Source organism: Pontibacter aquaedesilientis, assembly GCF_014773225.1.
Classification (GTDB): domain Bacteria; phylum Bacteroidota; class Bacteroidia; order Cytophagales; family Hymenobacteraceae; genus Pontibacter; species Pontibacter aquaedesilientis.
The window spans coordinates 975,108-987,646 of record NZ_JACXAJ010000001.1; the positions used below are offsets into that span (position 1 = coordinate 975,108).

8 protein-coding genes are annotated in these 12,539 nt (G+C 54.3%); all 8 read right to left on the reverse strand.

The genetic code is table 11. The features are described from left to right. Window positions 1-158 precede the first annotated feature (158 nt). On the reverse strand, window positions 159-1,253 hold the full coding sequence (locus H9Q13_RS04300; protein WP_224744048.1) for a formylglycine-generating enzyme family protein: 1,095 nt from the start codon (window positions 1,251-1,253) through the stop codon (window positions 159-161). A gap of 2 nt (window positions 1,254-1,255) precedes the next feature. Further along, window positions 1,256-2,797: a sulfatase family protein gene (locus H9Q13_RS04305; RefSeq protein WP_191182487.1), complete on the reverse strand. Its 1,542-nt coding sequence runs from the start codon at window positions 2,795-2,797 to the stop codon at window positions 1,256-1,258. A 31-nt stretch (window positions 2,798-2,828) separates the two neighbouring features. After that, window positions 2,829-5,177: a beta-glucosidase BglX gene (bglX, locus tag H9Q13_RS04310; protein ID WP_224744049.1), complete on the reverse strand. Its 2,349-nt coding sequence runs from the start codon at window positions 5,175-5,177 to the stop codon at window positions 2,829-2,831. Window positions 5,178-5,182: 5 nt separating this feature from the next. After that, window positions 5,183-5,923, reverse strand: a complete 741-nt coding sequence (locus H9Q13_RS04315) for an SGNH/GDSL hydrolase family protein (protein WP_191182488.1) — start codon at window positions 5,921-5,923, stop codon at window positions 5,183-5,185. After that, complete coding sequence (locus tag H9Q13_RS04320) at window positions 5,924-7,705, reverse strand: family 43 glycosylhydrolase (RefSeq protein ID WP_224744050.1); 1,782 nt, start codon at window positions 7,703-7,705, stop codon at window positions 5,924-5,926. It abuts the gene before it with no gap. Window positions 7,706-7,950: 245 nt separating this feature from the next. Continuing rightward, the gene (locus tag H9Q13_RS04325; RefSeq protein WP_224744051.1) at window positions 7,951-9,360 is read right to left on the reverse strand and encodes a glucoamylase family protein; all 1,410 of its coding nucleotides are present in this window, start codon (window positions 9,358-9,360) and stop codon (window positions 7,951-7,953) included. Between the two features lie 14 nt (window positions 9,361-9,374). Beyond that, on the reverse strand, window positions 9,375-10,988 hold the full coding sequence (locus H9Q13_RS04330) for a glucoamylase family protein (protein WP_191182489.1): 1,614 nt from the start codon (window positions 10,986-10,988) through the stop codon (window positions 9,375-9,377). A 77-nt stretch (window positions 10,989-11,065) separates the two neighbouring features. Beyond that, window positions 11,066-12,532 (reverse strand): RagB/SusD family nutrient uptake outer membrane protein, encoded by a 1,467-nt coding sequence (locus H9Q13_RS04335; protein WP_191182490.1) that lies wholly within the window; start codon window positions 12,530-12,532, stop codon window positions 11,066-11,068. Window positions 12,533-12,539 lie beyond the last annotated feature (7 nt).

The following is a 12,539-nucleotide window of genomic DNA, read 5'->3' on the forward strand; positions in this document are numbered from 1 at the left end:
TTTTATTCTATTTATTATAGTAATTTTTAAAATAAGCTTTTCGCTATAGATGCTCAGCAGGTAGGTAGTATTTATAAATTAGGCTAAACAAGGATGTCATTCTATCCGATTTAGCCGGTCGAGACCTAACTAATCACTGTGAGTAGTTTAGCTGAATTTCATTCAGAAGTTGCACAGCGAAAGCCGGTATGCTCCAGGCTGGTATCAGGAAAGGCATGCATGCGGGCCGTTACCCGGTATCCTTTGCAGTAAGAAGCGTGGCACAAATAGGACCCTCCTCTTAGCACCCGCTCCTCTACCTGTCGCTGCATCGAGGGTTGTGCCTGGCTACTGCCTGCAAGCGGTGATTGGGGATAAGGCCCATACCTGTCAGCGCACCACTCCCAAACGTTTCCGGCCATATCATATAAGCCAAAGGCATTGGGAGCGAAAGACCTGACGGGTGCCAGCCCGCTATACCTGTCCCAGCCGATATCGTTAACCGGAAATTCTCCCTGCCAGGTATTGGCTTTGGGTTTGCCTTGCTCCACATCCTCATCGCCCCAGGGGTGGGGCTCACGTTGCTGGCCACCCCGTGCGGCATATTCCCACTCTGCTTCGGTTGGCAACCGCTTGCCTGCCCATCGGGCATAAGCGGCCGCATCCTCCCACGACACCTGCACGACCGGATGATTTTCTTTGCCTGCAATGCTGCTTCCCGGTCCCTGTGGCTGACGCCAATTGGCACCCTTCCGCCAGGACCACCACCGTGACACGTTATGCAGGGAGACAGGTTGAGCCGGGACTACAAAAACCAGCGAAGCGGCCACCAGCAAACTATCATGGGGCTTGGGCGTACCAGGCGGCACCTGCTTCCGCAGTTCTTCCCAGTCCGGTGCGCGCTCCGCGGTCGTCACATAGCCGGTCGCTTCCACAAAGGCGGCGAACTGGGCATTGGTTACTTCGGTAGCGTCCATCCAGAAACCGTTTACCTTTACCTGATGCTGCGGGTATTCGTCCGGCCGACCTTCGCGATCGGCTGCGCCCATCCAAAACTCGCCTCCTTCAATCCACACCATGTTCTTGTGCGAGACATCCGCTGCCGCAGCATACCTTTGCGCAGGGCCTTTTCCGGATGGTCGGGTGGGGATATTGCCATGGCAGGAAGCGTCAGGTATAGCCGCGGCAGTTTCATGCGCATTGTCTTCCTTTTTTTGCTGACACGCATAAAAGAAAATCATACCTATAAAAAGGGTGATCAGGTACTTTTGCATGCTCAATAGGTGCCTCTGTATAGATGGTCAATGCGTTTGCTGTCGGTGCCCTTAAGCGGGATTTGCATTCCTCCGGTGGCCTCCAGCCAGTTCCACATATCTTTTTTCAGTTGCATCGCCACGTCCTGGTATTTCGGGTCCCGGATGAGGTTGTTCATTTCCTCGGGGTCTGCCTTGATGTCGTAAAGTTCGTTGATGTCCCACACGCCATGGTTGAAAATGTACTTATACTGATCGGTGCGTGCCCCGAATATGGTGGGCGTCTGCGGGAAGGCCCATTCCCAATAGTATTCATAATACACCTTGTCGCGCCAGTCAGGTATAGGCTGCCCTTTCAGTATCGGCAGAAACGATTTGCCCTGCATGTTTTCGGGAGTCGGCAAACCGGCCATTTCCATAATAGTAGGCGCAATGTCGATGTTCATGACCATCTGCGGCACTTTAGTACCCGGTTTGATTACCGCCGGACCGCGCACCAACAGAGGCACCCGGATAGAGGGCTCGTACATGTGGCGTTTGTCGATGAGGCCGTGCTCCCCGAACATAAAGCCATTGTCACCCATGTAAATGACAACGGTGTTTTTGTCGAGTCCCTCCTTTTTAAGCCAGTCCAGCACACGGCCTATGCTTTCGTCCACGCTCATCAGCGTTTCGTTGTACCGCCGGTAAAAGTCATCGAACTTGATGTCGCCGTCATACATGCCGTCTACCCCATGCCAGCTCCAGCGCTGCCGGCGTACCCACTCCGGTATATCGCGGGTATTGACCGGCCCCGTGGGTTCCTGCCTCTGGCCGTATACCTTGCTGGAGTCAGTGGCGGTCAGGTACATGGAGGGCGGACTGATGATGGGCATGTTTTTGTACTTGCCTTCGTGTCGTCTGGCAGGTTGGAACTCGGCATGCACGCCTTTATGGGAGAGGTAGGCAAAGAAAGGTTTCTTTTTATCCCGCTTGCTGAGCCACTCCAAGGTATAGTCGGTAAGCAGATCAGTGGTATAGCTGCCCTTGGCTTGCTGCACCGATTTGCCGTTGATGTTGAAGACCGGATCGTAGTAAACACCCTGTCCCTTAAAACTGACCCACTGGTCGAAGCCGGGCTGCGGCATATCGTCCACGTTGCCCATGTGCCACTTCCCGAAAAAGCCGGTCTGGTATCCCTGCTTTTGGAGGTACTGCGGAAAGAAAGTCAGCCCTTCGGGTAAGGGGGCATTGTTATCGACGATGGTATGGGTATGGGCGTACTGCCCCGTGAGGATGGAGGCCCGGCTGGGCGAACAGAGAGAAGTGGTCACAAAGGCGTTCTGTAGATGCGCCCCTTCCCGGGCCATACGGTCCATGTGCGGGGTTTGCAGCCCCGGCACTTTGTTCATGAAACCCATAAAGTCATACCGGTGATCATCACTCAGAATGAAGATGACGTTAAGGGGCTGCTGTCTTGGTTTCTGTTTTGCCTGAAAGCTGAAAACAGCCACAGCCACCAGCACCAGACACACCATTAGGCCCAGCGTGCCATACCAAGCAGTTTTGTTTCTTATCCTTTCCATCGCCATTAGTTTTATGGTTAAGTAGGTAGCGCTAGTTCAACCGAAAACCGGCCTCCTGCAACTCACTGCTGCTGGTGCCCACATATACCTTAAACTCACCGGGCTCATACACATATTCCATCTGGTTGTTGTAGAATTTTAGGTCGTCTGCGGTTAACTTGAATGTAACTGTTCGGCTCTCCCCTTTCTTGAGCATGATCTTCTGAAACCCTTTGAGTTCTTTTACCGGACGGGTAATGGAGCCGACCACATCCTGGACGTAGAGCTGTACCACTTCCTCTCCGTCGTAATTGCCTGTGTTGCGCACCTCCACGCTCACCTCCAGAGACTCACCGGCTGTCATGGAAGCCTTGCTTAATTTGGGTTTGGAGTAAGTAAAGGAGGTATAGCTCAGCCCATGACCGAAAGGGTATAGCGGTTCGTTAGGTACATCCATGTAGCGGGAGGTATATTTGTTGAGCTCTTCGCCGTTGAAGGGCCGACCGGTGTTTTTGGCATTATAGAAAATAGGCACCTGCCCTACATGGCGCGGGAAAGTAACCGTGAGTTTGCCGGATGGGTTGTAGCTGCCGAACAGCACATCGGCGATGGCATTGCCCGCCTCGGTTCCGGCGAACCAGGTCTCGAGTATGGCGTTGGCATTCTCGTGCTCCCATGGCAGCGTCAACGGACGGCCGTTCATGAGCACAATCACCAGTGGCTTTCCGGTTTGCTTCAGGGCTTTGAGCAAAACCAATTGCTGACCCGGCAATCCGATGTCGGCACGGCTGGCCGCTTCCCCGCTCATCCCCTGCGACTCGCCCACCACGGCCACGATCACATCGGAGTTGCGGGCCGCCTGCACGGCCTCTTTGATCATGGCTTCAGAGGAGCGCTTGTCGAGTTCCAGTTCACCGCCATGCGCGTTCAATCGGCGAATCATCTGGGCATCATCAGTCAGATTGGCTCCCTTGGCGTAATTGATCTTCACTTTATTGCCCATTACGTTGCGTATACCTTGTTCTACCGATACGGCCTGTTTCCAGTCGCCTGCCCCGCTCCAGTTGCCGATCAGGTCGCGCTGGTTGCGGGCCAACGGACCGATTAGCGCGATAGAACCAGATGACTTGAGCGGCAGCGTGTTTTTATCATTCTTAAGTAATACCATACTCTTGCGGGCAATCTCGCGGGCAGCTTCGCGGTGCTCTTTTGTCAGCATGGCCGTCTTGCCGCGCTCTTCGTTGATGTAGCGGAACGGATCCTCAAACAAACCCAGCTTATACTTGGCCTCCAGCACACGGCGGCAGGCGGTGTTGATCTCTTCTTCGGTAACAGTGCCGCGCTCCACATTGGCTTTGAGTTCCTTCAGGAAAAGCTCACCCACCATGTCCATGTCCACCCCGGCTTTAAGCGCCAGCGCAGCCACTTCCGATTCATTGCCCACGCCATGGGCGATCATTTCGTTGATGGCAGTGTAGTCAGTCACCACAAAACCATCGAAGCCCCACTGCTCACGCAGCAGCTCCGTCATAAGCCAACGGTTGCCAGTGGCCGGCACGCCGTTTATTTCATTGAAGGACGTCATCACGCTACCGGCTCCTGCGTCCAGTGCCGCTTTGTAAGGAGGCATGAACTCGTTGAACATGCGCTGCATACTCATGTCCACGGTGCCATAGTCCCGTCCGGCCTCGGCGGCTCCGTACAGGGCAAAATGCTTCACGCAGGCCATCACGGTGTTAGGGTCTTTCATGTTATCAAGCTGATAACCTTGTACCATGGCCTCGGCAATGCGGGAGCCCAGAAAGGGATCTTCACCGGCCCCTTCCGCTATACGCCCCCAGCGCGCATCGCGGGCAATGTCCACCATCGGGGAGAATACCCAGTTCAAACCGTCGGCAGTGGCCTCTTCGGCGGCAATACGGGCGCTGCGCTCAATGGCTTGCAAGTCCCAGCTGGCGGAAAGTCCTAAAGGTATCGGGAAAATGGTACGGTGGCCGTGGATGACGTCGTAGCCGAAAATGAGCGGAATCTTGTGCCGCGAGCTATTCACAGCCAACTCTTGCAGTTTGCGTACCGCAATTGGGGTATAGGTGTTGAACACGCCGCCCACATTGCCTCGCTTGATATTTTCGTCCACATTCTCACTCACAATCGGGCCAGTCACGTCAAAGCCCACCGACACGAGGTTTAACTGCCCGATCTTCTCGTCCAGCGACATCTTGGCCATCAGGTCCGTGATAAACCTGTCCATCTCCGGATCGGAGGAACGGGCAGGAACACTCGTGGCCGGCATGGTGGTTTGGGCAGCAGATTCTGAAGCAGCTGGCTCTTGGGAGGTCGAGGCCGTCTGGGCACATCCCATGCAGAGGAGCAGTAAAAATATGGTAGATGTTTTTTTCATAATGGCTATCGTTTGTTGTTGGTGAGATAAGGTTCGATTGCTTTTTGCCAGATCCGGTAGCCGTTCTGGTTCATGTGCAGGCTGTCGGCTATAAAAATGTCTGGTCGCGGTTTCCCGTTTTGTATGAGCATGGGCTGGTATACGTCCACGTAGCTGGTGTTCGGTTTTGCTTGCAGGTAGCTTCGAATGAGCGCATTGGCTTCTTCCATGACCGGCATGTATTTTCGTCGGCTTGGACTTGGTTTAATAGACACAAAGGTGACAGGCACTTCAGGCAATTTTTGCCGGATAGAAGTAAACACCTCCTCAAAGCGTTGCAGCACATCCTGGGCGCTGACGGTGTCGGAGGCGATATCGTTTTCGCCGGAGTAGATCACGATCTGCCTGGGGTCATAGGGAAACACGATATCGGCCAGGTAGTACTGCAGGTCAAGTAAATTGGAGCCGCCAAATCCGCGATTGATAACTTGCTTATCCGGGAACATCTCCTGCAGGTTATCCCACATTCTGATGGACGAGCTCCCCACAAATAGGATAGCCTGCCGGGGTGGCATCTGGGCAGCGTCCTGTTGCTTGAAAGCCCGAATTTCGTCCCAAAACGGTGGCAGTGTTTTAGACCGTTGAACCTGATCGGGCGTCTGCTGGTTCTGCGCTGCTGCTGATGACGGCTGCTCTGTAGTGGAGCAAGCTATACCTGCTAACAGCAGCAAGAGGTATAAAAGTCGGTATGGGGCCTTCAGATTCATTTAGTCTACTTTTACCGGTTTGGTGCGCTTCGAAACACCGTTTTCGTTGAAGGCCTCAATGGCGAAATAGTAGCCTTGATCCACGGTGAGGCTGCGCATATAGTGTTCGTTCTTGCCGTAGACCATCCAAGAGCTGTAGAGTTTGTCAGGCGCTATCCCCCACAGAACGTTATAACCCTGTGCACCAGGCTGGGCAGCCCAGTTGAGCTGCACGTCGCGGCGGTCTTTCTGACGGACTACCTTTAAGTTTCGAACGTTAGAAGGCGCTTTGCCCCCGCCCTTTCCAAATACCCGCAAGCCTGAAATGGCCAGGTGCGGCGTGGGCGCGTGCAGACTCCTGAAACGGATATACCGAACTATCTGCGGCGTAGCCAGCTCCACATAGTCGTTGGGCACATCGCGCTTGTTGCCTTTTTTGTCAACCAGCATTTTCCAGTTTTGACCGTCCGCAGAGCCTTCAACGGTATAGCGATGGTAGAGGCCCGGAATCTTGCCGTACATGTCCGACTGGTAATCGTGGTAGTTTACCTGAATGGCGTATACCTGACCCGGCTTCTCCAGATCGATTTCGATCCACTGCTGATCATCGTTTCGGGCTGCTAGCCAAAAGCTTCGGATGTTCTCATCGACGATGTTCTCCGCCCCGAATTTTTCCTGAGCCGACGACACCTCCACGGGTTTATTGTACGAGAGCAGCATCCAGCCGGTGAACTTGCCCATTTTGCCAGGTATGGCCGGTGCGTAATAAGGATAATCCCCGAAGTAGGTATCCACCCACATCAACCCGTCCTTGTCGAAATAGGTCGGGAACATGTTCAGGCGCCGTTCCCAGTTCACGTTGACAGACACTGAGGCAGAGGCAAAGTGCCAGTAGCGCCCTTTCGGTCCGATTACCGTGCTGCCATGCCCGGCCCCATTGGCGAAACCACCTGGCTTGTAGGAGATCGGGTTGTTGGGTGCATAGGTAAAAGGCCCAAGCGGATTATTGCTGGTATAAACGCCATCGGCATACACATTGAACTCTGTGCCAGGCGCCGCATACTGCAGGTAATATTTGCCGTTGTGCTTGGTCATCCAGGGGCCTTCCATATAGCCTCGGGCCGTGTCGGCGTGGTTCTCCCCGAAGCGTTCCCAGCCGTGTTTGCTGCCATCGAGTTTAAAAAGCTCCCAGGTTTTTTCGGAAGGCCGGAAACGCTTGCTCGGGTCCAATGTCTTCGCCCGAATCGGATACAGGTTGGAAGAACCCCAGTACAGGTAGGCTTTATCGTCATCATCGATAAACAGGGCCGGGTCCTGCAGGTTGTTAAGTATACCCGGCACGGCTTTCCAATCGCCTTTCTTGGGGTTGTCGGTATAGAGAACGCTCATAGAGCCCGAAGGGTCGCCGGCCACGTACAGCACCGAGTCTTTGTAGTTGTGCGCAGCCGGGGCGTTGGTGCCCTGGAAGTACCACTTCTCCGGATGAATGAAAGTCCAGTTGTTGAGGTCGGTGGAGTGCCAGTAGCCCATGGAGCGGGTTACGAACATGTAATACTCCCCCCGGAACTGCACCACGGCCGGGTCGGCGCCAGAGCGGTACGACAGGTCGTTGTGGGCGTTGTAGATCATGTAGGTATAGTCCACATTGAGCGGATTGCAGTAGGTGCTCGGCTTGGGGGACTGCCCCGTTTGTGCCATGGTAATCTGGCCTATACCTGCTAACATGAAAGCTGCACTCAGTAAAAACGTGCACAACCGGCACTTCATGTTATACTTTATTCTTTCGTTGTAAAAGTTTGACATCGTGTTCATTTCATTGATAAATCACTTCAACTTATGAGCTCTCTGCCCCTTATCCGAGGCAGGGTTATTAATTACTGGCAAATTCTCCCTTTGAGGGGAGCGCAGAGGGGTGTATATTCATGTGCGGGTATTTCAAATTAGCCAATGGTTGACTTGTTAGCACCCAACTCACACCCCTATAATCCCCTCAAGGGCATAGTATTCGACAGAACTTAAAGCCCTGAGCACAACTTCAGCCCCCTACATCACTTCAAATGCGGACTTTCAAACCCAAGCTTCCTCAAGCCATTCTGAACTTCGGGCGCACTCATAAACAAATCCCAGAGCAAGCCGCTGCGGTGGTTCTCCACCATTACCACAATCGGTCCCTGGTCTATGCCGAGGTAGCGTTTCGGGAACCAGTCCTCTGTTTCGCTGTAAGCATCATAAGGGCCAAATTCTCCGATCACTTTCTTCTGCAGGTCGCCATAGAGGTAACGGGCTACTTTCATGGATTCGTCAGGGGTATAGGGAAAAGAAGAGAGCGCCGCCGTCGGCGTAATCACCCCTAAGTCTCGGGTAGGACTATGGCCGGCATAGCCTTTGGGCGAGTAGCTCGATGTCATGCCCCAGGAGTTTTCGCCATAGCCCTTAAAGCCTTTGGGGTTTTCCAGTGCATAGTCGTAGTGAATGAGCGTGTGGTTGCGGTTGTGCTCCCAGTAGTCGGCATACCTGTCCTGAAGGCCGCGCGGGTCAAGGCCGAGGTAGGAATAGTGTGCCCAGAATAGCGGCCCCACACTCCCCTTCTCGCCTTGGTGATCGAGTACGATCTTGTGTCCGTATAGCTCGACATTGGCCCGGATGTCACCGTTGCGTGCCCAACCCTCATGGTATACCTCGGCAGGCACACCATGCGTGGGTGAGGAAGCGGCCAGCACATACATAATCAGGCACTCGTTATAGCCACGCACCGGGAAGTTCATCTTCCAGCCATACTTCGGAGACCAATGCCAGAACAGAGCATTCTGCTTGTTGCGGTACCAGTTCCAGTCCACGCCCTCCCAGAGCTTGGTTATCTGTGCGGCCAGCGCCTTCTCCTGTTCATTGCCATTAACAAAGTACTGGCGCACCGTCAGAAGCCCCTGCACCAGAAAAGCTGTCTCTACCAGATCGCCCCCATCATCCATCTGACTGAAAGGCTTTACTTTGCCCGTCTCGCCCTGCAGCCAGTGCGGCCACGCCCCATGGAAACGGTCTGCTTTTTCGAGGTAGTCAGCAATTTGCTTTAACCTTTTAAATCCTTCTTCGCGGGTGATGAACTCACGCTCTATACCTACCAAAATGGCCATCACCCCGAATCCGGTCGCGCCGGTGGTCACCACGTTTCTGTCTTTCTGCGGGTACTCCCCGTCTTCATGATAACGCTCCCGCGCCATGCCAGAAGTAGGCTCGGCACCCTCCCAAAAATACCGAAAGGTCTGGCGCTGGAGAGTATCCAATAGGGCTTCGTCGCTGAGCTGGCCGGCCTGCACAGCAACCGTGTCGGGAGGTGCTGTGGTTTCCACGGTTTCGGAAGTTCCGGTGGTCTGCTGGCAACTAAAGAGTAGCAGCGACAGGAAAGGGATTGCCCAACTCATCTGCCGGATTTTCAGAAGTGGTGCGTCATGCTGTTTCATAGGCTGTATTTAGTCTAGCGCAGGTATACTGCGAGTTCTTTATCAATGCCGCCGCCTTTGAGGCGCAAATTGTAGGCCCCGACAGGTATAGCCTTTCCGAATGCCACTTCGTGCAGGCCCTCCGTTTTGCTTTTATTATCCCAGATCGTTTCAACTACGCTGCCAGCCGTGGTCTCCAGTGTAAGCGTATAACTGCCTCCCGCTTTTATACCTACCCCCACCAGGTAAGCGTCCTTGTCTGGATGCTTGAGCAAATCCACCACACCCGATCGCACGTCAGGTATAGCCAGTGGGAAACCCGACTCATACACCGGTTTGCGTATACCTGCTTTAGCTAATCCAGCCTGTACTTCGGGCAGGCCGGTAAACAGACTCCAGAGCAGGCCACTCCGGTAGTTCTCCACCATGATCACGATTGGTCCCTGATCAATGGCCAGGTGGTCGCTCGCAAACCAGTTGCGCGATTTGTTATAGGCATCCTTGAAGCCATAGGCTCCCCAGAGTTGTTGCATGCCGTTGAAATTGCGCAGCGCCTGCATGCTGTAAAATGGGGTATAGGGAAAGGATGACAGAGCAGCCGTTGGGGCAATGGTACCGTTGTCATTCAGGGGCTCATGAGCCAGGTAGCCACCCGGATCGTCGGAGGCGGTGAGCCCCCAGTTGCCTGACGAGTAGCCATAGGATTTGGGGGCACTGTAGAGGCTCCAGCCCCGGTTGATGAGCGTGTGCTTCAGGTTATGCAGCCAATAATTGGTCAGCTGGTCCTCCATCTGTTTGGGGTCGAGGCTCAGAAAAGAGTAGTGGGCAAAGAACAACGGACCACCATACCCCGGCCCCATCTCCAACCTGTAGCCTTCGTAGGTTCCGCTCTTCCGGTTTACCCAGGTGCGCTGGTATACCGGAGGTGCTATGGCATGGGTAGGCGAAGCAAGCGCTAAAATGTACGTGATCAGGGCTTCGTTCCAGCCGTGAATGGGCATGTTCATCTCCCACCCAAAGTTCGGACTCCAATGCCAGTACAAAAGGCCATCGCCCCGTGAGGCGTACCAGTCCCATTCTACTTCCTCCCAAAGTTTGGTGATCTTATTGCGAAGTGCTTCCTCCTGGACATCAGAGCCGTTGAAATAGGCACGGGCCACCAGCAAGCCGTTTATCAGAAAGGAAGTCTCGACCAGGTCGCCGCCGTTGTCTTTGGCGCTGAAAGGTATAACCGCCCCGGTGTTTCCGTTCATCCAATGCGGCCAGGCCCCATGAAAACGATCGGCTTTCGCCAGGTAGTCTGTAATCTTATGCAGGCGCTCCAAGGCTTGCTGACGGCTGATCCAGCCCCTTTCCACTCCCACCACCAAAGCCTGCATACCGAAGCCGCTCCCCCCGCTGGTTACCAGATCGCCGGAGCCTGTTCGCTCCCGCGCCATTCCGGATGCCGGGTGGGCATAGTCCCAAAAGTAACGGAAGGTAGCTTCCTGCACTTTGTCCAACAGAGCTTTATCGGCCGTGGTGCTGGCTACAGCAGGTTCCTCCGGTTTGTCCGGATCTGGCGCCTGCTGCTCCTCCGGTTTATCTTTACAACCGATGGAGGCACAAAGTAAGACCAGGTATAGGTATAGCAGCCCGTGTCGGATCATCTGAAGTAAGGTATGGTAAAACAAAGCCGAAGCCTGGCTCACCATTGGGTAAGCCAGACTCGGACATCAAACTTTGCTTAATAGCCAGGGTTTTGCGTGAGTGTGCCGCCGCTGAGGTCGATCTGGTTTTGTGGGATCGGGAAGACCTCATTCACCCCTTCGCGGAACTGCTTGCCCTGTGCCTGCAGCACTTGGGCAGCCCTGCCCTGGCGCACTAGGTCGAAAAAGCGGTCACCGCTCTCCAGGGCAAGCTCCAAACGACGCTCCTTCCAGATGGCGTTACGCAGGGCCGTCTGGTCTCTCACTGTCAGGTTGGCAAGTCCTGCCCTGTTTCGCACGAGGTTTACAGCGGCAAGCGCATCGTCAGTCTGGCCAAGTTCGTTGGCTGCTTCGGCCTGCATCAATAGTACTTCTGCAAACCGAAGCAAGCGAATGTTCTGGTCTTTGCCGTAGCCACAATCCCGGCTGACAAAGCCCGGCACATAGGCCTTCTGGTTATAGCGCGGGTTGGGTGCATTGGGGTTGATCTGCTCTCCTTCCGGCGTTACTTCCCCCCGGAACAGCACAGTCGCCTCCATGCGCTTGTCGTTGGGCTCAAAGGCATTTACCAGATCTTCGGTCGGTATGGCAAAGCCCCAGCCAAACTGGCCGCGCACGCCCTGTACCTCCGCCCACTGCGAATTGGAGGCGCCACAGTTACCCGGCAAAGTCACGGCCTGTACCTCAAAAATGGACTCGCTGTTATTTTCCCCAGCTATGCGGAATACCTGGTAGAAGTCTGGTGTCAGGCTATAGCCGAGTCCCCTCACTTCGTTGGTGAGCCGCAACACCTCTGACCAGTTGCGTTGGTACAGCTGCACCTTGGCCAGTAAGGTCAAGGCAGCGCCCCGGGTGGCCCGTCCGACATTCATCGCATTGTAGCTCGGTGGCAGTACAGCGGCAGCTTCGGTGAGGTCTTTTATGATTTGCTGGTATACCTCCTGCTTCGGCGTCCTGACCGGGTTGATCTCCTCTGCCGTCTGCGGAGGCTGGGTCAGCAAAGGCACATCGCCGTAGGCACGCACCAGCGTGAAGTAATGATGCGCCCTGAGGAACTTCGCCTCAGCCAGCAAACGCTGCTGCAAGTTCTGATCCATAGAGATATTGGGGATATTAAAAAGGGCCTGATTGGCCAGGTTTATACCCTGGTAATGCCCATTCCAATAGTCGGCCAGGAAAAACTGCGTAGAGGTGAATGTGAAATTATCGTAGTCGTTCACAAAGCCGGCATCACCCGGATCACTGCCTTTTTCTGCGTTGTCCGAGGTCACGTGCGTGAGCACCAGGTGCGGGAAGGCAGCTATCTTGTATTCGCGCAAGTTGCCGTATATCGCATTCACAGCTTGCAGGGCATGCTCCTGTGTCTGAAAAAAGTCCTCGCTGCGTGCCTGTCCCTGTGGGTCTACGTCCAGAAAGTCTTCTTTGCAGGCAGGTAAAAAGCTAACAGCCAGCAAACATCCAGAGAACACGGCTTTATAGATGTAATTATTCTTTATCGTTTTCATGTTCTTT

Bases quoted from the DNA above. Each gene is read 5' to 3' on its own strand.
- H9Q13_RS04300 (WP_224744048.1), bottom strand. From the start codon at position 1,253: ATGCAAAAGTACCTGATCACCCTTTTTATAGGTATGATTTTCTTTTAT.
- H9Q13_RS04305 (WP_191182487.1), bottom strand. From the start codon at position 2,797: ATGGAAAGGATAAGAAACAAAACTGCTTGGTATGGCACGCTGGGCCTA.
- bglX (WP_224744049.1), bottom strand. From the start codon at position 5,177: ATGAAAAAAACATCTACCATATTTTTACTGCTCCTCTGCATGGGATGT.
- H9Q13_RS04315 (WP_191182488.1), bottom strand. From the start codon at position 5,923: ATGAATCTGAAGGCCCCATACCGACTTTTATACCTCTTGCTGCTGTTA.
- H9Q13_RS04320 (WP_224744050.1), bottom strand. From the start codon at position 7,705: ATGTCAAACTTTTACAACGAAAGAATAAAGTATAACATGAAGTGCCGG.
- H9Q13_RS04325 (WP_224744051.1), bottom strand. From the start codon at position 9,360: ATGAAACAGCATGACGCACCACTTCTGAAAATCCGGCAGATGAGTTGG.
- H9Q13_RS04330 (WP_191182489.1), bottom strand. From the start codon at position 10,988: ATGATCCGACACGGGCTGCTATACCTATACCTGGTCTTACTTTGTGCC.
- H9Q13_RS04335 (WP_191182490.1), bottom strand. From the start codon at position 12,532: ATGAAAACGATAAAGAATAATTACATCTATAAAGCCGTGTTCTCTGGA.